Source organism: Candidatus Dependentiae bacterium (assembly GCA_018897535.1).
Classification (GTDB): Bacteria; Babelota; Babeliae; order Babelales; family UASB340; genus UASB340.
The window spans coordinates 19,762-40,746 of record JAHIKO010000039.1 but is presented as its reverse complement, the minus strand read 5'-3'; the positions used below and the strand labels follow the sequence as shown (position 1 = coordinate 40,746).

General features: G+C 29.6%; 23 protein-coding genes and 3 tRNA genes. 12 read left to right on the top strand and 14 right to left on the bottom strand.

Annotated features, from left to right (window positions below):
• The 3 genes from KKE07_02455 to KKE07_02445 form a co-directional block, all read right to left on the bottom strand.
• The coding region (locus KKE07_02455; GenBank protein ID MBU4269716.1) for an FAD-dependent oxidoreductase at window positions 1-863 on the bottom strand (863 nt) is incomplete at its 3' end.
• Window positions 864-946: 83 nt separating this feature from the next.
• Window positions 947-2,161 (bottom strand): NAD-binding protein, encoded by a 1,215-nt coding sequence (locus KKE07_02450; protein MBU4269715.1) that lies wholly within the window; start codon window positions 2,159-2,161, stop codon window positions 947-949.
• Window positions 2,162-2,188: 27 nt separating this feature from the next.
• On the bottom strand, window positions 2,189-2,851 hold the full coding sequence (locus KKE07_02445; protein MBU4269714.1) for an HD domain-containing protein: 663 nt from the start codon (window positions 2,849-2,851) through the stop codon (window positions 2,189-2,191).
• 86 nt (window positions 2,852-2,937) lie between these two features.
• Between KKE07_02445 and mraY the strand changes: the two genes are divergently transcribed.
• From mraY to KKE07_02420, 5 genes are all read left to right on the top strand, one after another.
• A complete protein-coding gene (gene mraY, locus KKE07_02440; protein ID MBU4269713.1) occupies window positions 2,938-4,002 on the top strand; it encodes a phospho-N-acetylmuramoyl-pentapeptide-transferase in 1,065 nt (354 codons plus the stop codon).
• Window positions 4,003-4,039: 37 nt separating this feature from the next.
• Window positions 4,040-4,858, top strand: coding sequence for an ATP-binding cassette domain-containing protein (locus KKE07_02435; protein ID MBU4269712.1), 819 nt, complete (start codon window positions 4,040-4,042; stop codon window positions 4,856-4,858).
• Window positions 4,855-5,673, top strand: a complete 819-nt coding sequence (locus tag KKE07_02430) for an AAA family ATPase (GenBank protein ID MBU4269711.1) — start codon at window positions 4,855-4,857, stop codon at window positions 5,671-5,673. Before KKE07_02435 ends, KKE07_02430 begins: the two co-directional genes overlap by 4 nt.
• Complete coding sequence (locus tag KKE07_02425; protein ID MBU4269710.1) at window positions 5,663-5,872, top strand: 4Fe-4S binding protein; 210 nt, start codon at window positions 5,663-5,665, stop codon at window positions 5,870-5,872. The genes KKE07_02430 and KKE07_02425 overlap by 11 nt, the downstream gene beginning before the upstream one ends.
• 132 nt (window positions 5,873-6,004) lie before the next feature.
• Window positions 6,005-6,439 carry a hypothetical protein gene (locus tag KKE07_02420; GenBank protein ID MBU4269709.1) on the top strand — a complete coding sequence of 145 codons (435 nt, stop codon included), beginning with the start codon at window positions 6,005-6,007 and terminating at the stop codon, window positions 6,437-6,439.
• Between the two features lie 58 nt (window positions 6,440-6,497).
• On the opposite strand, the gene amrB is transcribed toward KKE07_02420, so the two are convergent.
• The 7 genes from amrB to KKE07_02385 all read right to left on the bottom strand — a co-directional run bounded on the left by amrB (window position 6,498) and on the right by KKE07_02385 (window position 13,129).
• Window positions 6,498-8,111, bottom strand: a complete 1,614-nt coding sequence (gene amrB / locus KKE07_02415) for an AmmeMemoRadiSam system protein B (protein MBU4269708.1) — start codon at window positions 8,109-8,111, stop codon at window positions 6,498-6,500.
• 59 nt (window positions 8,112-8,170) lie between these two features.
• A complete protein-coding gene (locus KKE07_02410; GenBank protein MBU4269707.1) occupies window positions 8,171-9,412 on the bottom strand; it encodes a NupC/NupG family nucleoside CNT transporter in 1,242 nt (413 codons plus the stop codon).
• 1 nt (window position 9,413) lies between these two features.
• The gene (locus KKE07_02405) at window positions 9,414-9,803 is read right to left on the bottom strand and encodes a hypothetical protein (protein MBU4269706.1); all 390 of its coding nucleotides are present in this window, start codon (window positions 9,801-9,803) and stop codon (window positions 9,414-9,416) included.
• Between the two features lie 101 nt (window positions 9,804-9,904).
• Window positions 9,905-10,987: a peptide chain release factor 1 gene (gene prfA, locus KKE07_02400; GenBank protein ID MBU4269705.1), complete on the bottom strand. Its 1,083-nt coding sequence runs from the start codon at window positions 10,985-10,987 to the stop codon at window positions 9,905-9,907.
• Window positions 10,988-11,005: 18 nt separating this feature from the next.
• Window positions 11,006-11,203, bottom strand: coding sequence for a 50S ribosomal protein L31 (gene rpmE / locus KKE07_02395; GenBank protein MBU4269704.1), 198 nt, complete (start codon window positions 11,201-11,203; stop codon window positions 11,006-11,008).
• Window positions 11,203-12,210, bottom strand: a complete 1,008-nt coding sequence (locus tag KKE07_02390) for an SIS domain-containing protein (protein ID MBU4269703.1) — start codon at window positions 12,208-12,210, stop codon at window positions 11,203-11,205. The genes rpmE and KKE07_02390 overlap by 1 nt, the downstream gene beginning before the upstream one ends.
• Before the next feature lie 10 nt (window positions 12,211-12,220).
• Complete coding sequence (locus tag KKE07_02385; protein ID MBU4269702.1) at window positions 12,221-13,129, bottom strand: FkbM family methyltransferase; 909 nt, start codon at window positions 13,127-13,129, stop codon at window positions 12,221-12,223.
• A gap of 122 nt (window positions 13,130-13,251) precedes the next feature.
• Here KKE07_02385 and KKE07_02380 point away from each other — a divergent pair, with 122 nt between their 5' ends.
• Entirely contained in the window at window positions 13,252-13,848 is a 597-nt protein-coding gene (locus KKE07_02380; GenBank protein ID MBU4269701.1) for an HAD hydrolase-like protein, read from the top strand.
• A 103-nt stretch (window positions 13,849-13,951) separates the two neighbouring features.
• Here KKE07_02380 and KKE07_02375 read toward each other — a convergent pair.
• The 4 genes from KKE07_02375 to KKE07_02360 form a co-directional block, all read right to left on the bottom strand.
• Window positions 13,952-14,029, bottom strand: a tRNA-Asp gene (locus KKE07_02375).
• A 13-nt stretch (window positions 14,030-14,042) separates the two neighbouring features.
• Window positions 14,043-14,118, bottom strand: a tRNA-Asn gene (locus KKE07_02370).
• Window positions 14,119-14,363: 245 nt separating this feature from the next.
• A tRNA-Val gene (locus KKE07_02365) sits at window positions 14,364-14,440 on the bottom strand.
• A 47-nt stretch (window positions 14,441-14,487) separates the two neighbouring features.
• A complete protein-coding gene (locus tag KKE07_02360) occupies window positions 14,488-15,183 on the bottom strand; it encodes a deoxynucleoside kinase (GenBank protein MBU4269700.1) in 696 nt (231 codons plus the stop codon).
• A gap of 133 nt (window positions 15,184-15,316) precedes the next feature.
• Between KKE07_02360 and KKE07_02355 the strand changes: the two genes are divergently transcribed.
• The 6 genes from KKE07_02355 (at window position 15,317) to KKE07_02330 (ending at window position 20,922) form a co-directional block, all read left to right on the top strand.
• Window positions 15,317-16,054, top strand: coding sequence for an RNA methyltransferase (locus tag KKE07_02355; protein MBU4269699.1), 738 nt, complete (start codon window positions 15,317-15,319; stop codon window positions 16,052-16,054).
• A gap of 129 nt (window positions 16,055-16,183) precedes the next feature.
• Window positions 16,184-16,963 (top strand): hypothetical protein, encoded by a 780-nt coding sequence (locus tag KKE07_02350; GenBank protein ID MBU4269698.1) that lies wholly within the window; start codon window positions 16,184-16,186, stop codon window positions 16,961-16,963.
• 8 nt (window positions 16,964-16,971) lie between these two features.
• Window positions 16,972-18,240, top strand: a complete 1,269-nt coding sequence (gene ftsA, locus KKE07_02345) for a cell division protein FtsA (GenBank protein MBU4269697.1) — start codon at window positions 16,972-16,974, stop codon at window positions 18,238-18,240.
• Between the two features lie 27 nt (window positions 18,241-18,267).
• Window positions 18,268-19,518: a cell division protein FtsZ gene (ftsZ, locus tag KKE07_02340; GenBank protein MBU4269696.1), complete on the top strand. Its 1,251-nt coding sequence runs from the start codon at window positions 18,268-18,270 to the stop codon at window positions 19,516-19,518.
• An 87-nt stretch (window positions 19,519-19,605) separates the two neighbouring features.
• The gene (gene pgeF / locus KKE07_02335; GenBank protein MBU4269695.1) at window positions 19,606-20,313 is read left to right on the top strand and encodes a peptidoglycan editing factor PgeF; all 708 of its coding nucleotides are present in this window, start codon (window positions 19,606-19,608) and stop codon (window positions 20,311-20,313) included.
• Window positions 20,314-20,550: 237 nt separating this feature from the next.
• Entirely contained in the window at window positions 20,551-20,922 is a 372-nt protein-coding gene (locus KKE07_02330) for an RNA-binding protein (protein ID MBU4269694.1), read from the top strand.
• The last annotated feature ends 63 nt before the right edge of the window (window positions 20,923-20,985 follow it).

The following is a 20,985-nucleotide window of genomic DNA, read 5'->3' as shown; positions in this document are numbered from 1 at the left end:
TGTCTTTTAATTTTATCTTCTATTGATGGACAATATCGTGGCCCTATTCCTGTAATTTTACCACCGTAAAGAGCTGAGAGTTCTAAATTTTCTCTAATTATTTTATGTGTTTGGTCATTTGTTGTCGTTATAAAGCACGCAACTTTTTCTTCAACATTTATTGGCTCGAATTCATAAAGATAATCAAGTTTTGATGCGTCCTGTTTTTCCATTTTTGAAAAGTCTATAGAGTTTTTTAATAATCTTGGCGGAGTTCCTGTTTTTAATCTTTTAAATTTTATTCCTGTTGCCAATTCTAATGATTCTGTAAGTTCCGGAACAGCCTGTTCCCCTCGGCGCCCTGCTTTTTCTGTGTTAAATCCAATATGGGTTACACCATTTAGAAATGTTCCCGATGTTATTACAACGGCATTGGCAAAATACTGTGTGTTGTCATTTGTTTGAACACCTATAATTTTTTTAATATTATTTTCTTCTTGTGTAACAACTTTTGTTACTAAGCCCTGTTTTATTTCTAAATTTTGAACCTTTGAAAGCAACTCTTTGGCTTTTTTAGAATATTCAAATTTATTTATTTGTAATCTTAAGCCTTGTACAGCTGGGCCTTTACTCGTGTTTAACATTCTTGCTTGTAAATAAGATAGTGTGCAGAGCTTTGGCATTATACCGCCAAGAGCTTCTATTTCGTAGACAATATGCCCTTTGCCTAGCCCTCCGATTGACGGGTTGCATGGCATTAAAGCTATTTTGTTTGTATCTATTGTTAATAAAAGAGTTTTTGAGCCCATTTTTGCTGCAGCATATGCAGCTTCTATTCCGGCATGACCTGCACCAACAACTATAACGTCAAATTTGTTATTCATATTTAAATATAATCCAAGTTACAGATACCAATAATTAATAGATAATTACTATAAACAAAAAGATAGAACGCTTCAAATGGCTTTTATACAGTTAAATCTATATTCAAGTATTTTTTTAACCAGATTGTGGCAACTTCACGTTCTTTATTTATAAAAAAATGCTCACTAGGGTAATACCCCGGGGTAAGGGGTTGATTTTCATTAAAACGTCTTAATAATTCAATTAATAGTTCAAATTCAACTGAAAATAAAGCATCGAGACAAAATTCCGGTGTTGACTCTGTTCGCCAAAAATTTACCGGAAAACCGTCTGCAAGAACATGAATTTCTCTATTATTATTAAGTTTATATGTAGTGTGCCCATCAAAATTTTCTTGAGTGATAATTTGATCTTTTATTGCTGAAAATGCAAACTCTTTTTGTCTTGTTGATCCATTTATAAGAACTACATTATTTTTTAAATTTATAAGTTCTTGCGCAAAAACTATATTTCCTGTAACGCCTATTATTATATCTATATTTTGTTGATCTTGTTTTTGAAATATTTTTAGCCCATCTATAGCAGCTTTTACAAGTTTTAGCGGATCTTTATCTAAAATATATATGGTTGCATCTCTTTTTAGAAGTGACGCAATTTTTTCACCGATTCTTCCATACCCGCAAACTAAAATATTTTTACCAATAAACGATTGTTGAAATTCATTGATTAATAGATATTCAGAATTTCTAATTATTGCTTTTGCAATTAGGTAATGTTCCACATTTTCTTTTATATTAGAGCTGGCAATTGATAATAATGGAACTCTTGGAGTATATTCATAAATATTAAACCAGATTCCATTCATGGTACCTTCAACGATTCCAAGACAATTTTTAGGACTTATTTTTTTACTTTCAAAATATTTACTAAAATATCCACCCAAATCCAAACATACAAATTTTTTATCTGTATTTTTTATTACCGGTGTAAGCACTTGATCTATAATATTTAAAGATTCCAATTCTTCACTTGATGGTGTCAAAACTTTAGAATATTTTTCCATTTCAGCTTTAGCTTGCGGGCTTGTTGAATATGGTCTTCCTATAACCGTTATATCGTTAAAACCGGCATCTTTTAAATATTTTATAAATGCTATTCCATTATTTTTAATATGATAAGTTATAAAAAGTGATATTTGTGAAACATCTATATTATTTTTTTTTACTAAATCTTCCATCACTAAAAGTGGGCTGCAAGCTGAGATATTTAAAGTTAAAAAGCTAAATAATATTAATAATTTTACGTTTTTTATAGACATATTTTTACCTGAAAATTATTTTGTAAATTAAATTTCTTGATTCCATTCTTTATAAAACTGATTAAGATAAATTTGCATAAAGTCGTGTCGTTCTTGAGCCAATCTTTTTCCGGTTTGTGTATTCATTTTATCTTTTAATAAAAGTAATTTTTCGTAAAAATGATTTATTGTAGGATTTTGACTCTTGAAATATGCATCAATATTATCATGTAAAATTGGTTTTATACTTGGATCGTAAATTACTTGATTTTTATGTGCGCCACAGGCAAATGCTCTAGCTATTCCAAGAGCTCCTATTGCATCAAGTCTATCTGCGTCTTGAACTATCATACCCTCAATTGTTTCCATTTTGGGATGCTCAACTTTCGCACCCTTAAAATATATATTTTTTACAATTTCTTTTATTTTTTGAATTATTTCTTCTTCAACATTTAGATCTTTTAAAATTTTTTCTGCTGTTTGATGGCCAATATCTTGATTGCCGTCATGAAATTTCCAATCTGCTATATCATGTAATAGTGCTGAGACTTGAACTATAAACATGTCTGCATTTTCAAACTCTGCCATTTTTGTACTTGTCTGCCAAACTCTATAGATATGCCACCAATCATGGCCTGAACTTTCGTTTTGGAATTTATTTTTTACTAACTCTTCTATTTTATTTAATACCGAAAGTTGAAAACTATTCATTTTATTAAAATCCTTATTTTATTTATTTGTTGTTTTATAATGATAAATGTATTTTGCAAAATTGTTAAATATTTTAAGGATTTTTTATGCTTTATCATTTGAGTAATTTGTTAAAGTTTAAATATGGCTTTTTAAACATATTTCACTATGTTAGTGTGCGAGTTATTGCAGCTTTATTAACTTCAATTATATTGTCATTTATGTTTGGCGATTGGTTTATAGATAAGTCAAAAAAGAGTTTTCGATCGAAAGTTAGAGAATGGATTCCGGATTCACATCAATCTAAAAATGATACTCCAACTATGGGTGGGCTTTTTATTTTAATGGTCTTTGTTATTAATTTGTTTTTGTGGTGTGATCTTACAAGTCCGGTTGTATGGTTATTTTCTTTAGGTACTCTTGGTTTTGGATTAATAGGTTTTTTGGATGATTGGAAAAAGATAAAGTTTAATAAGGGAATTTCTGCGAAACTAAAATCCAGGTTACAACTATTAATCGCAACACTATTTTCTTTAGCTTGGTATTTTATTTTAAAACCGGATACACATTTATGTGTGCCTTTTTTTAAAAATTTTAATCCGGATTTAGGTTTATTAATTATACCTTGGGCTATTTTTATAATTATTGGAACAAGCAATGCCGTTAATTTGACTGATGGCCTTGATGGACTTGCAGCAGGACCATTAATGTTTAATTTTGCAACATATGCAATGATAGCATATCTTGCAGGTCATAAATATTTTGCTCAATATTTATATATTCCATATGTTGGAAGTTCGGATCTTTCTGTTTTGGTAGCAACTCTGATCGGTGCTTTACTAGGATTTTTGTGGTACAACACTTATCCAGCACAAATTTTTATGGGTGATGTTGGCTCTATGGCTATGGGAGCAGCGCTTGCATTTGTTGCACTTATGACAAAACAAGAGTTATTGTTGCCTATAGCTGGTGGAATTTTTGTTTTAGAAACAGTATCTGTAATAATTCAAGTTGTATCTTATAAATTGTTGGGACGAAGAGTTTTTAAAATGGCGCCAATTCACCATCATTATGAATTAATGGGGTGGAATGAAGCTAAAATCACAGTTAGATTTTGGATTATTTCAATAATATTGTCACTTCTGACGCTTTTGACGTTAAAAATAAGATAGTTTACTATCTTAATAGTAACTAAAAAATAGGGTTTAAATGAATAATATTATAGAGAAAATAACAATTTTTTCCGGAATTAATAAATTTGGTCAAGCTGAAAATTTTGATAAAATAGATATCAAAAGAGGCCAGGTTGTATCTATTGTAGGGCCTACAGGTGCGGGTAAAAGCCAACTTTTATATGATATAGAAAAATTAACACAAGGTGATACTGTAAGTAAACGAAAAATTTTTATAAATGATCAAAAACCCGAACGTGAATGGCGTTCTGACCCGAGATTTAAACTGATTGCCTATCTTGCGCAGTCTATGAATTTTTTAACCGATATGTCTGTAGAGAATTTTTTAAAACTTCACATAAAAGCCAGGGGCAAAAATTTAAGTGAAGATATTATTTCAAAAATTATAGAAAACACAAATAATATCACAGGTGAGCCGATAACAAGAGATATGAATTTATTAAATTTATCCGGAGGTCAAACTCGAGCTTTAATGGTTGCAGATGTGGCTTTTATAAGTGATTCGCCAATAATTTTGATTGATGAAATTGAAAATGCCGGAATAAAAAAAGAGCATGCTATAGATATTTTAATAAATGAAGGCAAAATTGTTTTTCTTGTTACTCATGATCCGGCGTTGGCTCTTAAGGCTGATAAGCGTTTGGTAATAAAGTCCGGTGGAATAAATTTAGTCATAGAAACAAGCGTGAAAGAGAAAGGTATATCGTATTATTTAAATTGGGTTGATAACTTTAATTTGAAAATTCGTGAAGATATAAGACAGGGAAAAATAATTGATGAAGTGAAAATATTTTGTCAGCCATATGATAAAGATGATTTGGGGGGAAAAAAATGAAATTGGTTATATTTGCAGGAACTCCCGGATGTGGAAAAACCAGTATTATAAAACATGTAATTAATAAATTAAAACATGAATTTAATGTTTTATTCATAAAATTTGATTGTTTAAAAACTAATGATGATGAACTTATTTCTCAAAAGTGTGGAGTTGAAACTGAAAAAAGATTGGCGGAAGAATTGTGCCCGGATCATTATACAGCCTTAGAATTGTCACGTATGGTCAAAGAATATGCCGATAGAGATTTATTAATTATAGAAACTGCGGGTTTATGTTTACGTTGTTCTCCATATGTAAAAGAAGGCTTAGGTATAAATGTTCTTGATATAACTGCAGGCAGTCCCGACAGATATGGTCCAATTTTGACGCAGGCTGACATTATTGCAATAAGTAAAGCGGATTTAATTTCTCAAGCAGAAAGAGAAATTTTTAGAGTAAATGTTTTAGATGTAAATTCAAAAACACATATAGTGGAAGTTAATGGTCTTTCAGGTGAAGGTTCTTTTGACCTTGCTGATTACATTAAAGAAAGTTTAGCCATATCAACAAATCAAAAACTAACATTAAAACATTCAATGCCTTCAGCTATTTGTGGCTATTGTTATGGTTGCAAAATTCTTGACCCTGCGCTTGAAAGAAATCGATTTTTGAATGGAAAAAAATTAAAAGAATTGGTTCCTAATTTAAATTGTGGCAAATGTGGCTTAAAATCTTGTAATGAATTTATTCGAGCTGTTTTAGATAATAAAAAATTGGAAACAAATTGCCCATTTATTAAAAAGAAATTGGAAGAACAAGAAAATGGAAAATAAAAAGAGTTTGATTAAATTTTTAGTGAATAAAAAAAACTGTGCTGGCTGTGGTGGTTGCATTCAAGCTTGTCCTCATGATGCAATTTTTTATGAAAATGACGGAAAAGTTAAAATAAACGAAGAAAAATGTCAAAAATGTGGGCAATGCGTTCTAATTTGTCCATTCGAAGCAATCAAAAAGATAGAAGAAAAACCTTAAAATTTATAAAAAAAGCTTGTTATTTTAAGTATATTGTTTTTTTATTGACTAATAGAAATAATATATGCTAAGTTAAAATTGGTTAGGGTGAAGTAGCCCTAGAAGTTTAAAGTAGTATATGAGGGGGATTTTATGAAGAAGAGTTTAATATTACTTAGTTTGGCTTTTTTCTCAAGAATGTTTGCCGGTATTGCTGTTATGGAAAATAACACAAAATACCCAATAAAATATACGGTTGAGACTGAAAAAGGTGTTTTACCTTATACAGGTAAGATTCAACCAAACAAAAAAGCTACATTTAAAGACGTAAAATTGATAAGCAATATGAATGTTTGTACAATGCCAAAAGCTGATGAAAAAGCTGCTAAATTTTCAGGAAACTGGAAAAAAGATATTAAGATAAAAAAAGATGAAACTAAGATTTTCAGAATTAAGGTTAATAATGAAAAATTAGAAAGAACCGTTTCTAAGAAAAAGTTAGCTTATTCTGAAAAAGCTAAAAAAATGAAAAACACTAAAAAAGCTAAAAAAGAAAACAAAAATTGTAAACCTTGTGAGGTCAAATAACTCACTGTTTTATACTTAAATAAAAAAAAGAGTTGGCGCAAACCAACTCTTTTTTTAGTTAATCTAAGTTGTTTTTAATTTCAAAACTTTCAAAAATATCAAAATAACAATCTTGTTGCCAGGCATCTTTATCTAATCCGGCCTTCAAACTTAACTGTTCCAATGTTTTTTGTAAATTCCAACCCCAATCGACAGGAACTTTTGGTAAAAAAACTGAGTTTGCAAGATATCCTGATTTTGTGAGTTTTTTAAGTATAATCCCGTGTTTGCCTAAAATTATTTCGTTATAACTATTTATACCTTTGGGACTTGTTAAAACTGAAATTGAAATATCTAAATTTTCTAGTTCGTTTTTTGTAATTTTATTAAATCTATTGTCATTAAAAGCTGAAGCGATTGCCATTTCTTGTATTGTTTTAAAAAGTTCTTGATTAGAAATAATTCTGCCTATGCATCCTCTTAACTCTCCATTTTTATTTAAAGTAACAAAGGCACCTGAATTTTTATCCAAACTTAGTGTTCTGACAGGCCATAATAAATTAGCCGGGATTTTATTTTCTTTAAATTCGTTTTCAATTGATCTTTTTGCTAAATTATATAAAGATTTTTTTTCATAATTTGTAAGTTGATCATCTTGTTTTAATGTATTATTTTTTTCTGTTGTAAATATTAATCCGGCATAGCTTACGCTATTTTTTACCAAATCGTCAGATAAATCAGATAATAATTTTTTAATATTTATATAATTATTATTTCTGGCTTGTTCCATTTGAGCAGATGTGTAATAGCAAGTTAATCGTGGTTCTATTTCGCCAAATGGTTTTTCTTCTAAAAGTTTTAACAAAATTTTTATGCAGTTTTGCCCACATATTGTAGCATTTGTTTTTCTTAGTAAATTATTAAAGTTATTATAAGATTGTTTACCTATTGCATATAAGGCCTCTGTATCATAATATCGTATATTATCAAGTATGAATAAATCGAATGGGGTGTAATCATAATCTTTACCATAATGTATAAAATCGGAGCTTATAACAATAAGTGTATTTTCATCTATTATATTTTTCAAATGATTAGCTATTGTTTTATAATCCTGTTCTTTTATAGAACCAACAATAAGTGGAATTATTGTAAAATTTTCTACTGTGTGTTGTAAAAATGGCAACTGTATTTCTATTGCGTGTTCTTGTTCAAAAACTTTTTCTACGAATTTATAAGAACTATTTGTTTTTAATTTTTCTATTTTATTTTTATCGATATTAATTGAGCCTAAGCAATTTTCGTAATTATCAAAATTGGGAATTGCAATACCTTCAAAATATTTTGTATGACTTGGCGATAAAATTATAATATTTTTTATTTTCGAATTCTTTTTATTTTCACTTAAAAGTGTTTGATAGGCTGTAGCGGCACAAAGGCCTGAATAATAATATCCTGCATGTGGCGCTATAATAATCTTTATATCTGCAGGATTATTTTTAAGTTTAAATTTTTCTTTTGCTTTTTTGATATAAAAATTTAATTCTTTAGTAAGTTCTGTTTTTTCTTGTGGATACCAAGCAGATGTTAAGTGTGCTTTTTGTGTTATTGAATTTAATTTACCAAAGACAAATATAGAGATTATTGAAAACAACAAATATAATTTATAAAAAATATTTAAATTTTTTTTCATACTTACCCCACACTTTCTCATTAAATTTAAGAGGGCGGGAATAAATCCCGCCCAAATATTTATATTAAAAGGCTGGCAATTGCAGCATTTAATAAATTTACCAAAGTTCCACCAAGTAATGCTCTAAAGCCATATTTGGTGATAAATTGTTTTTTACTTGGGACAAGCGCTCCGATTCCACCAATTAAAATACCGATTACTGAAATATTTGAAAAACCACAGATAGCATAGGTTAAAATAGTTACAGATCTTTCAGATAATGTTGCTTTTACCATATTTGCATATGCTACAAATTCATTTAGTGCTATTTTTTGACCAAGAAGTGCTCCGGCTGTTACAGCATCTTTAGATTCTATTCCTATTATATAAGATATTCCTGAAAATAATTTTCCTAAAATTTCATTTAAGCTGTATGGTTTTTCAAAAAAATATCCTGTAATTTGTGTAAGTCCTGTATCAATCATTGACATTAAGCCTATAAATACTAAAAGCATTGCTCCAACTGCAAGCGCAACATTTAAACCTGACATTGTTCCGGATGATATTGCATCTAAAATATTTGAGCTGTCTTTTTCTAGACTAATTTTATTTCCGGCAGCAGTTTTAGGTTTTTCAGTTTCCGGTAATAAAATTTTTGAAATCAATAGAGCTCCGGGAATAGACATTACAGAGGCTGTGAGCATATGAATCATAGATACACCGATTGATCCATAAACAGCTATCAATGATGCTGTAATTGTTGACATTCCTGCTATCATAACCGTTAACATTTCAGAGTCTGTAAGATGTTTCAATTCATTTTTTATTATTAATGCTGAAGCACTTGGGTCAAGCATGCTGTTTGCTGCAGCACATAATGTTTCTGCCCCGGATGTCCCAAGAATAGGGCTTAAGCAAAAATTTAATGCTCTTACAAAAATTTGGACTAAGCCTATGTGATAAAGTAATGACATTAATGCGCCAAAGAATATTATTATAGGCAATACTTTGATGGCGAAAATATATCCCCAACTTCCTGATGGATCAACTAAATCACCAAAAACAAATTTTATGCCTTCATCTGCGAATGCATTAATTTTATTAAATCCTATGGCTATATTATGAAAAATGTCTCTACCTAAATTTGTATTTAAAATTAAAAAAGCTATTAATACTTGTAAAGCAAGTGCAATAAGAAGTTTTAAATATCTAATATTTTTTTTCTTTTGTGAAAACAAAAATGCAACAATAAATATTATTAATATACCCAATAAACTCATGTAGTGATTATTCGTTGTAAAATATTGAAAAATAAAATTCATATTAATCCTTTAAATTTGCTAATTTTTGTACTACCAAACTGCTATCACTATAAATGGTTATTTCTTGAAATTTTTCTTCAGAATTTTTAAAAAATAAGACAAATAAATAATTTGATAATATAGAATTATCATAAATTTTTATATCGTCTAAAGATTTAAAGATATAGATAGAACTTACTTGTGCTGATTTATCTTCATGATCGGATGCTATGGGGCTTAAAATTAATTGGTCATGTGAATTTATTGTTTTAATTAATTCTTCTCCGTTATCATAAATACACAGTGCTATACAAGATGTTGCTTTTTTATTATTAACTTTATATATAGTAGCATCTATTTGTGAGGTTAAAATTGTTGCAAGTCCTAAAAATAAAAATTTTTTTTTTAGCACATATACTCCTAACTTTTTTAAAATTAAAGTAAATTTTACTGTTAAGTAATATATATATTTTTTAGATTTTTTGTATTAATAAAAATATTTTATTATTTATTTTAGATATTTGGAGAATTCAGTATCTTCTTTTTTTCGTTCTTCTTTTCCCAAATAATTAGAGGTTCAATAATTTCATCAAGTTGCCCCGATGCCATAATTATATCTAATTTTTTGAGCGTCAATTCTATTCTATGATCGCTTATTCTATTTTGGGGATAATTATATGTACGAACTTTTTCTGCTCGTTCGCCCATTCCAACTTGTTGTTTTCTTTCTGCTCGCATTTGAGAATCTTTTCTCTCTTCTTCTGCTTTTAATATTCTTGATTGAAGCATTTTTAAAGCGCGTTCTTTATTTTTTGTTTGAGATCGTTCATCTTGGCATGTCACAACAACTCCGGTTGGAATATGTGTAATTCGTATTGCAGATTCGGTTTTATTAACATGTTGTCCGCCTGCTCCACCGGCTCTATATGTATCAATCCTTAAATCTTGAGGATTGATTTGAACATCAAGGTCTTTTGCTTCCGGTAAAACTGCTACAGTTACCGTCGATGTGTGAATCCTTCCTGCTGTTTCAGTTTTTGGTACACGTTGAACTCTATGAACACCGGATTCATATTTTAAATACTTATATACGTTTTTACCCTTAATAAATGCAATAAGTTCTTTAAAACCGCCAAGGTCCGTTGAGCTTGTATCTACAATTGAAACATCCCAATTTTTTGATAAAGCATAATTGGAATATGTTTTGAACAAATCTGATACAAATAGAGCTGCTTCTTGACCACCGGCACCGGCTCGAATTTCTAAAAACACCGAACGTTCATCTTTTTCATCCGCAGGATAAAGTGTGTCTTCAAGATCTTTTTCTAAAATCTTAATTTTTTCTTCGTTGTTTTTTATTTCTTCTTCAAATAAATCTTTAAGCTCGGGATCTTTTTCGGAATTTTTTTGAGATATAAGTTCTAAAAGTTCTTTTTGAGTATTTTCTATATTTTTATGTGCAGAAATTAGATTGGAATATTCGGTTTCTTTTTTTTGCAAAGAAGCTCTTTCTCTTTTATCCATATTAGGGTTAGAAAGAGCTTGCAAAAATTCTTCGTGTTTTTTGTATATTAAATCCCAATCTAAATTTATCATATTTGATGTTTTTGATTGTTATTTTTTATATTTTTTCTGGAATTTTTCTATTCTTCCTGCTGTATCAACAAATTTATGTTGTCCAGTGAAAAATGGGTGGCATGCAGAACAAATGTCTATATTGATATCTTTTTTTGTTGATGTTGTTTTTATCGCATTACCGCAGGCACATCGTATTGTTAGTTCGTTAATTTGTGGATGTATATCTTTTTTCATTATTTTATACCCTTTGCTTTATGTTTAGCTTTTAAAGTATCTATAAGTTTTACCGGAGCTATTTCGACCCCCCGTTTTTTCCCCAAATAATAGGATGCAAAATCGCCCCATAAAATTATGTGGAATAACTGGTCTTCCCAATTATCACCCAAAACAGGCATTTTGTAAAGAATAGCACCGTTTTCTTTTAAAATTTCAATAGTTGCTTGAATGGCCAAATTAAGATTATTTGATATAAAATCGGTATGAGTTATTAAAACAAGCGGATTATCATTACTATCTGTAAATCCTACTAATAAATTGTGGCAACATTCAGGAAATGAAGAATATACAGCTCGTATTTTGCTGTTTTCATTAAATTGGGTTTGAGCTCTATATGCAAATTCTGCACTGTCACCTGAGATCCCAAATATATGAAACATATTTTTACCGTTTGCGGCATATAAAAAGTCGTTAAAATAGGATTCATCTTCAAATTTTGGAATATAAAGATTTGCTTGTTTTATAAAATTCTCAAGCATTAATTTGGTTGGAATTATATTCATTAGATCAAGTAATCCTAAGATTAAACCCAGAAAATTACCAAGTGCGGCTCTTGGTTGACTTGAGTTTGGCATTAATATAAATGGTAAATTTTTTAATTCAGCGATTTCTGATGCCTTACCGTTATGAGATATTACTATTGTTGGTATAAAATTTTCGGTTAAATAATTTAATGCAGATATAGTTTCCCAAGTGTTTCCGGAATATGTTATAACAAAACATAACGTATCCGTATCTATATATTTTGGTACTTCCGGGGAATCTATTATAAATGAAGGTATATTGCTTTTTTTATCTAAAAATGTTTTTACTATTCGACCGGCAATACCCGATCCGCCCATTCCAAAAAATGCAATCTTTTTTGTATTTTTTGGTAGCTTTGCCGAATTTTCAAAATAAAAATTATGAGCTAAGTCGAGACCGTCTTTTATTTTTTGAGGCCAAAGGGTTATTTCGTTTATCATATTTGATCCTTTATTTTTTGTAAGCATATATAAAAAAGTGTTGTGCTAGCCTATTTTCCATTGGCGGATGTTGATCACTGCATATTTGGTATGCAAAATTGTTTTTTTCTAAAATACTCAATAAATTAGATAATTTATTTTGTGTAGTGAAATGATGATATTCCATTATTATTTTGTCAATAAAATTTAATTTGTTTTTGGAATCTAAATCTTCAATTATTAATGTTTCGGCTCCTTCGGTGTCTATTTTTAATAAATCTACTTTTTTATTTATGTAATTTGAAAGTAAATCGGTTTCAATTATTTCATAATTTGATCTATTATGAGGATTATCACTTATAATTGATCCCAGCGGAGTTCCCGTTCCATATAATTTTAAAGATTCAATTTTATTAGACAGAGCTTTTTTAAATATTTTTGTATTATCCAATTTATTATTTTCTATGTTTTTTTTTAATAAATTAAAGTTAATATTGGATGGTTCAAAACCTAAAATTTCTGAATTTGGATATAATAATTTAAAAAACAATATGGACATACCTATATTGCTACCGCAATCTACTATGAATGGTTTTTCATTTTTTAAATCAAAGTAATATAATTTTTCTGTGAAAATTTCCTGATAAAGAGTATAAAATTCTGTATTTGTGTTGGATAGAATTTTAAAATTTCTTATATGGTTTATTGCCGGCAAGTTTTCATGATCTGTTGAAAATAAGTATACAAAATATTTATAAATATTTTCAACGAAACTTGGAATTCTATTTTGGTATTTTATTTCAGGTTCTGTTAATTCTTGTTTTATTATTCTTGCAAAGTTATGCAAATGTATTTTACTTTGCTTATTATTTCGAATAAATAGAGATAGAAAAATACCGTTTAGTATTAAAACAAGAAAAATTGTTTTTTTTATACTCATGAAATTATCCTTTTTTAATATTGAAAATATAAAAGTTTTTTTGATTATATATAAAATATTTAAATTTAAAAAATTTGTATAAAATAATAAATATAAAAAAATTAAAATACATAGGAAAATAAATGATAAAAGCAATAATATTTGACTCAGATGGAATGGTTACACCATCTAAAAGATTTAGCGATGATCTTGACGTAAAATTTGGCATTTCTTTGCAAAAATCAATATTATTTTTTAAGAATGAATTTCAAAAATGTCTTATATCTGATGCTGATTTAAAAGAAGAATTTCAAAAATATCTTAAAAAATGGGAGTGTGATAAATCTGTTGATTTTTTAATAAAATATTGGTTTGAATCGCAAAAAGAATGTGATAAGCGAGTATTGTTAAAAATTAAAGAATTGCAAAATATGCGAATAAAGTGTTATTTGGCAACAAATCAAGAAAAATATAGAACCGAATATATGAAAAATGAAATGAGATTTAAAGATATATTTGATGATATCTTTTCTTCAGCCGAAATTGGACTTAAAAAACCGGATCAAACATTTTTTGAATATATTTATAAAAAAATAAACAAAAATAATATTTTAAAAAATGAAATTATGTTTTGGGATGATGAACCTAAACATATTGAGCAAGCTAATAAGTATGGTTTTAATAGTTTTGTATATAAAAATTTTATTGAATTTGAAGACATTGTTAATAAGTTTATTTAGTTAATATAAAGTAAAAAATAGTTTTAAAACAAAAAAGCCGTCGAATTTATCGACGGCTTTTTCTAATTTAACTGGCTGTGCCATACATAGCCTTGGCGAAGTATGGCGGAGCTGACGAGACTCGAACTCGCGACCTTCCGCGTGACAGGCGGACGCTCTAACCAAACTGAGCTACAGCTCCAGCTAAAATTTTATGGCTCCCCGGGCAGGACTCGAACCTGCGACCCAACGATTAACAGTCGTTTGCTCTACCAACTGAGCTACCGAGGAACATTTACACTAAATTATCAAAGTACTAATTTTTTTGCAAATTTTTTCTGGTCTGCCAGTTTATACTTTGCTGGCCTGCCAGTCGACCTGTCCGCCATAGCTTTTTGCGACGGCGGAAGCCTTGGCGAAGAAACTGGTCCAGCCGTCGCTCTGGCGAGCTATGGCGGACAGCCTACGTCAAATTTTCTAATAATATCAATAAAGATCATATTTCTGGCCTGCCAGCCGTAGCCTTGTGCGTAGGCTGGTGGGCGAAGTAGGATTCGAACCTACGACCCCCTGCTTGTAAGGCAGGTGCTCTAACCAACTGAGCTATTCGCCCTAAATGCACATAAATTTTAAAGTAAAAAAAACAACAAGTCAAAGATTCTATTCAAAAAAAGCTGTTTTTTCTTGTGTGTTTTTAAAAATTTGTGGTCTTTGTATAAATTCTCTTACATTATACATATGTTCTTTTAGTAAAGATTCGTCTTCTAAAAAATCTTTATTACAATCCAATGTTAGCACAGGAACATTAATTAAGCTTTCATGGATATCTTCTTTTTTGATTAGAAATTTTTCGTGCCAGTCTTCAATTTGTTTTACATAAGATAATGTCATCTTTTTTTCACTCAATCTATTTCTTTTTTTTATTCTGGTCATACATGTTTGAGCGTCTGCTTTAAGATATATAAAACCTTTAGGTGTATTGCAGCTTTTTAATAAAAAATTGGCCCATTTTGAATATATTTCCCATTCAATTTCAGTTAAATGTCCGTTTTTGTAACTATTTTTAGAAAAACAATAGTGACCGGAATAGATAGATCGTTCAATAACAATATTTTCATTTTTGCTATTTTGTATTTCTATGTGATCTTTTACTCTATGAATCATAGCCAAATTTTCTAAAGTATAAGCCCATCTGGAAGTATCTTTATAAAAATTTTCAAGCAAAGATTGGCCAAATATTTGATTGGTCCAATTGTTTACCGGTTCAGTCAAAATTTCAAGTTCAGGTATATAGTCTTTTATTTTATTTAAAAAGGTGGATTTTCCTGCTCCAATATTGCCTTCTAAAATATACATATTTGCCCTTTTTTTTAATTAGATATTTAGTTTATTGGCTTTTGTAAGCTTTAAATTTTTAATATAGACTGTGTTGTATAAAGTTTAAAATAACTATTAATTTAATTTTGTGAAGATATAAAAAGATTAAAATATGGCAAACAAAGAAAATAAAAAACAAAATCAGATGGATATGATTTATGGTGCTCATAGTATTATAGAATTGCTAAAATCAAGAAAAAGAAAGCTTTTTTCCATATATACAACAAAACAATTACCTAAATCCTACAAAAGAGTTGAGCAATATTTGCCAAAAAGTGTTCCTAATATTCAATATGTTGATCGATTAGTTCTTGATAGAATGGCCGGAACTACCGATCATATGGGTATAGTTGCCTTAGTTGCACCATTTCAATATATGACGGATCTTAAAAAAATTGCCGGTAAAAACTTCGTTTTATTATTGGACGGAGTAAAAGATGTTAGAAATCTTGGAGCAATTTTACGTTCTGCATCATGTATAGGTGTTGATGCTGTTATTTTATGCCAAAAAAATGGAGCATTAATAACTGCGGCAACTCACAAAGCTTCGGCCGGACTGGTAGAATATTTAGATGTTTTTTTAGCTCCATCAATAGAGTATGCAGTAAGCCAGATAGATTCTTTGGGTTTTAATTTTTTTATGGCTGTTTTGGATAATGGTAAAGATGCAACAACTATAAGTTATAAAAAGCCTATTTGTCTTGTTATAGGCAGTGAAGAAACAGGAATATCAAAATCTGTTCAAGATAAGGGTACTTTAATTACAATTCCACAACGTTCCCCTGAAATTTCTTACAATGCTTCTGTTGCGGCAGGAATTTTAATGTTTTTATTAAAGCATAATTCTTGAATGAAATTAAACGACAAAACTTACTATTTCTTATAAAAAAACTTAATTTATTGCGAAAATAGTTTATTTTTTTCTACACTCTTTCTGCAAACCTGTAGTTTTTATTAAAAAATAAAAAATGGATGCAAAATGGAAGAGAATAATAATAAGAAGAAAAAAATTGGAATAGTAATATTTATTTTATCTTTATTAATTATATTATTTTTTATTATAGTTCCATTATCAAAAAAAATATTTTTTTCTATTTCTGATAAAACCTTAAAAATTTTAAGGCCCGATAATATTGTTTTATCTTTTGAATCGATACATTCTTTTGAATTAAAAGAAAATATAACGTATTTTATCACAAATTATTTTCAAGAAAATAAAGTAGATAAAATAGATTTGCTTGATTTTAGTACTCAATTAAAAAATAAATTTGATTTTATAAAAAACGTTGAATGGAATTTTTCCGTTCCCGGAAATGCAAATTTAAAAATAATAGGAAAACAAGTTGTTTGTTGGCTTAATAATCAGTCTGTATTGGCTCAAGATAATTCAATTTTAGATACAAAATATTTTAGTGAATATACATTTACAGTAACAAAAGAGTTGATTTTAGAAAAGGATTTATCAAATAAAGCATTTTCTTTTTTAAGTGAATTACCTGAACACATTTGGTGTAATTATAAGTTGGATTACAAAGATAAAAACAATATTTTATTATTTGCAAAACTAAACAACAATAAATTAAATTATAATTTTTTACTGGATAGAAAAACTATATTTGATAATAAAAAATTATTTTTGGCTAATAAAATATTTAATGATTTATATGATGATAAAAAAATAAATTTAAGAAAAAAGTATGTTTTGGATTTACGATATGAAAATAAAATTTTACTAAGAAATAAAAAAATTGAACGATAGGGGGGGGCATGAAATCAAATAAAATTTTTAGTAATGTTTTTACAGCTATAGATATAGGAACAACAAAGATATGTGTTCTTATTGGTACAAATTCTCCTGATGGAAATCTTGAGTTATTGGGAATTGGACAATATCCTTCTTATGGATTGAAAAAGGGAGTTGTTGTAAATATAGCAAAAACGGTTGAATCGATTTCAAAAGCGTTAGCTCAGGCAGAACAAATGGCCGGTTGTAAGGTTGAATATGCAACCGTTGGTATTTCAGGCGGACATATTAAATCTTTTAATTCCACCGGTGTGGTTGCTATAAAAAATAGCGATGTAAAACAGGAAGATATTGATAGAGTTATTGAGGCTGCAAAGGCTGTTCCAATACCTAAAGATCAGGAAATCTTACATGTTTTAACACAATATTTTAAGGTTGATGGTCAAGATAGAATTCTTGACTCAATTGGTATGAACGGTGTTCGTTTGGAAGCACAAGTTCATATTATAACCGGTGCAATTTCTTCGGCTCAAAATATTATAAAGTCCTGCGAAATGGCTGGAATTAAAGTTTCAGATATTGTTTTAGAACAAATAGCTTCTGCTGATGCGGTGCTTTCAAAATCTGAAAAAGAACTTGGTGTAGGTATTTTGGATATCGGTGGCGGCACATCGGATTTTGCGATTTATAAAGATGGAAGAATTATTCACTCTAAAGTAGTTCCTATTGCCGGAAATCATTTTACAAACGATCTTGCTGTTGGCCTAGGCATACCAATTGGTGAAGCTGAAGAATTGAAGAAAAAATATGGTTTTGTTTGGGAAGAGAAATATTTGGAACTTGATAAAGATAAAATTGAAATTCGGCTTGGTTATCAAAATAAAACAAAAAAAATAGAAACTTTTTCAACATTTGAAATATTACAGCCAAGAGCGGAAGAAATTTTTGATTTTATATGTGATGAACTTGTTAAATTTAATTTAAAAGCATTTATGCCTTCGGGTTTGGTTTTGACCGGTGGAGGTTCAATGCTTTTAGGTATGGCAGATTTAGCTGAAAAGCGTTTTGGATTACCTGTAAGGATTGGTTATCCGGATAAAATTCAAGATGATTTGGGATTAATACAAAATTCGGTTCCTGAAGAGTTGAAAAATCCAATTTATTCTACCGGATATGGATTATTGGTTTATGCCGGAGGACATAATGATTTGGATTTTAGTGCTTCGCAAAATGAACCTGCATTTAAAAAAGTTTTTAAGAAAATGAAATCTTGGATTTATGATTTTATTTAGTCAAAAGGGTAGTTGAAAGGGAGTTTTATGATACAGCTAGCAGTTGAAGAAAAAAATGAAAATTTAGGTGCAAATTTAAAAGTTTTGGGTATCGGAGGAGCCGGCGGAAATGCTGTAAATAGCATGATTAATTGTGGTGAGTTGGAAAGAGTTGAGTTTTTAGTTGCAAATACCGATGCTCAAGCTTTAAATATGTCTTTAGCAAATGAAAAATTACAGCTTGGTGCAAAAATAACAAAGGGATTAGGTGCCGGTGCCAAACCGGAAGTTGGAAAACGAGCCGCTGAAGAAGATTTAGATTTTATTTTGGAAAAAATTTCAAGTTCGGATATTTTATTTTTGACCGCGGGTCTTGGTGGCGGAACCGGATCCGGTGCGTTGCCTGTAATAGCTAAATCTGCAAAAGATATGGGGATTTTAACTGTTGCCGTTGTAGCAACTCCATTTAATTTTGAAGGTAATAGGCGTTTATTGCATGCGCAAGAGGCAATAAAAAATTTACAAGGAGCCGTTGATACATTAATAATAGTTCCCAATCAAAAATTGTTAGAAACGGCGGATCCAAAAATATCTATGCTTAATGCTTTTGCTATGTCAGATGATGTTTTAAAAAATGCCGTGAAAGGTATTTCTGATATAATCACGAAATCCGGCCATATTAACGTAGATTTTGCAGATGTTAAAGAAGTTATGAAAGATATGGGTATGGCTATTATGGGCATAGGTCGAGCTGATGGTGAAGGTCGAGCTAAAAATGCTGTTCTTAAGGCAATTAATTCTCCATTATTGGAAGATATGAGTATAAAGGGCGCCAAAGGTGTTCTTATTAATATTACGGGAAATACGGATTTAGGGTTACAAGAAATCAATGAAGCTGCAACATTAATTCATGATATGGTAAGTCCTGATGCTCAAATTATATTGGGTTCCGTAATAGATCCTTCTATTGGTAATGAAATTATGATAACGGTTATTGCAACCGGATTTGAAACAAAACCTCAAGATTTTAAACCTGCAGTCAAAGATCAGCAAAAGCAACAAGTTGCCAATTTTAAGCAAGAAATTAATCAAGTAAACAGTATAAATTTAGAAGAACCAAAAATTGAAGAAAATATTGAAGATATTGATTTTAAAATCACACCAAGTAATATATCTATGCAGTCTTTTGATTTACAAGATTTGGATACACCAACATTTTTAAGAAAAAAAGCAGAAGAAGATACGTTTAGAAAAATGCAAGAAAAAGACGAAAGTAATGACAACCTGGTAAATATTTAATTTTTTGATTTGGGCTATTTAAAATTATTTTAATTATACATAAATTACAACATATTTTAGGTAGCCCTTTTTTATTGAAAGGTTTTTATGATTTTACACGAAGATGCCTCTTTTAAAATTTATTTTGGCGATATTAAAGATGATTGTGTAAAATCTGATGGAAATTATAATATCGACTATTTTGAAAAAACAGGATCTACTTTAAATTTGGAGAAACTTGTATTTTTAAAGCAGGTTCACGGAAATTCCGGAGTTTGTGTTGATCAAAATTTTTTAGAAAAAAACATGTTATTATTTGAGCTTACCGGAGATTATATAGTTACAAATAAACGAAATATTGGAATTGGAGTTCTTACGGCGGATTGTTTACCCGTTGTTTTTTATGATCCGGTTCATCATGCTTTGGGAATAGTTCACTCCGGATGGCGTGGCGCTATATCAAATATAATAGAAAACTGTGTAGAGAAAATGCGAGAATTGTATCAAACAAATACAAAAGATTTAACTGTTTATTTTGGTGCATGCGCTAATGTTTGTTGTTATGAAATTCAGGCCGATTTTTTTAAAAATTTAGAGACAATATCTTTTTTTGAAGATGTAATTATAAAAAAAGAAGATAAAATGTTTTTTGATCTTTCAAAGTTGGTTGCGATGAAGTTAATGGAACTTGGTGTTTTAAAACAAGAGATTAATTTCAGTTATAATAATTGTACAATTTGCGATGAACGTTTTCATTCATATAGAAGAAATCAGGGCGGGGTTGGGCGTCAATCGACCATAATATCTTTAAAATAGAGAGTATTTATTGAAATTTTAATTTTAATATGGTAGTATTTGAGGGTTGAAATTGGGTCGTAGGACATATTGGAGATACTAGCTTAATTCAAGAATTAGTCTCTTAATAAAGTCTGAGAAGTGTTAGTTGAAATGTATGGAAGGGCTTTATTAGAAGAATCAGTTAGATTAAATTAAAGTTTAAAATGGATGGTTTTGTTTAGAATATTATTTATTTATTACAAGGAAATATAGAAAATGACAAATATTTACGTTGGAAATTTACCAAGAAGTATCAAAGAAGAAGAATTAAGCGATATTTTTGCAGCATACGGAACAGTTGAAAAAGTTACAATAATAATGGACAAGTTCACAGGAACATCAAGAGGTTTCGGATTTGTTGAAATGCCTGATGATGCACAAGCACAAGCAGCTATCGAAGCATTGAATGAAACAGATGTACAGGGCAGAACAATTACAGTAAACCCTGCAAAGCCTAAGACAAATGACAGACCTAGAAGCGGTGGTTTTGGTGGACCTCGTGGTGGAAGCCGCGGCGGTTTCGGCGGACCTCGTAGCAACGGTGGTGATAGAGGTGGTTTTGGTGGTGGTCGTGGCGGTCGCTACTAAAATTTAACTTTTAGTAAAAATCAAAAGGGCTCTTATTAATTTAAGAGCCCTTTTTTTGTGCAT

What these genes read in the sequence shown, in the direction of transcription:
- KKE07_02410 (MBU4269707.1), bottom strand. Translation starts at nt 9,412, where the DNA reads ATGAATTTTATTTTTCAATATTTTACAACGAATAATCACTACATGAGT.
- KKE07_02330 (MBU4269694.1), top strand. Translation starts at nt 20,551, where the DNA reads ATGACAAATATTTACGTTGGAAATTTACCAAGAAGTATCAAAGAAGAA.
- KKE07_02385 (MBU4269702.1), bottom strand. Translation starts at nt 13,129, where the DNA reads ATGAGTATAAAAAAAACAATTTTTCTTGTTTTAATACTAAACGGTATT.
- KKE07_02420 (MBU4269709.1), top strand. Translation starts at nt 6,005, where the DNA reads ATGAAGAAGAGTTTAATATTACTTAGTTTGGCTTTTTTCTCAAGAATG.
- prfA (MBU4269705.1), bottom strand. Translation starts at nt 10,987, where the DNA reads ATGATAAATTTAGATTGGGATTTAATATACAAAAAACACGAAGAATTT.
- KKE07_02430 (MBU4269711.1), top strand. Translation starts at nt 4,855, where the DNA reads ATGAAATTGGTTATATTTGCAGGAACTCCCGGATGTGGAAAAACCAGT.
- KKE07_02360 (MBU4269700.1), bottom strand. Translation starts at nt 15,183, where the DNA reads ATGTATATTTTAGAAGGCAATATTGGAGCAGGAAAATCCACCTTTTTA.
- KKE07_02425 (MBU4269710.1), top strand. Translation starts at nt 5,663, where the DNA reads ATGGAAAATAAAAAGAGTTTGATTAAATTTTTAGTGAATAAAAAAAAC.
- KKE07_02450 (MBU4269715.1), bottom strand. Translation starts at nt 2,161, where the DNA reads ATGTCTATAAAAAACGTAAAATTATTAATATTATTTAGCTTTTTAACT.
- KKE07_02445 (MBU4269714.1), bottom strand. Translation starts at nt 2,851, where the DNA reads ATGAATAGTTTTCAACTTTCGGTATTAAATAAAATAGAAGAGTTAGTA.
- KKE07_02390 (MBU4269703.1), bottom strand. Translation starts at nt 12,210, where the DNA reads ATGATAAACGAAATAACCCTTTGGCCTCAAAAAATAAAAGACGGTCTC.
- KKE07_02380 (MBU4269701.1), top strand. Translation starts at nt 13,252, where the DNA reads ATGATAAAAGCAATAATATTTGACTCAGATGGAATGGTTACACCATCT.
- amrB (MBU4269708.1), bottom strand. Translation starts at nt 8,111, where the DNA reads ATGAAAAAAAATTTAAATATTTTTTATAAATTATATTTGTTGTTTTCA.
- ftsA (MBU4269697.1), top strand. Translation starts at nt 16,972, where the DNA reads ATGAAATCAAATAAAATTTTTAGTAATGTTTTTACAGCTATAGATATA.
- KKE07_02350 (MBU4269698.1), top strand. Translation starts at nt 16,184, where the DNA reads ATGGAAGAGAATAATAATAAGAAGAAAAAAATTGGAATAGTAATATTT.
- KKE07_02355 (MBU4269699.1), top strand. Translation starts at nt 15,317, where the DNA reads ATGGCAAACAAAGAAAATAAAAAACAAAATCAGATGGATATGATTTAT.
- KKE07_02435 (MBU4269712.1), top strand. Translation starts at nt 4,040, where the DNA reads ATGAATAATATTATAGAGAAAATAACAATTTTTTCCGGAATTAATAAA.
- mraY (MBU4269713.1), top strand. Translation starts at nt 2,938, where the DNA reads ATGCTTTATCATTTGAGTAATTTGTTAAAGTTTAAATATGGCTTTTTA.
- ftsZ (MBU4269696.1), top strand. Translation starts at nt 18,268, where the DNA reads ATGATACAGCTAGCAGTTGAAGAAAAAAATGAAAATTTAGGTGCAAAT.
- rpmE (MBU4269704.1), bottom strand. Translation starts at nt 11,203, where the DNA reads ATGAAAAAAGATATACATCCACAAATTAACGAACTAACAATACGATGT.
- pgeF (MBU4269695.1), top strand. Translation starts at nt 19,606, where the DNA reads ATGATTTTACACGAAGATGCCTCTTTTAAAATTTATTTTGGCGATATT.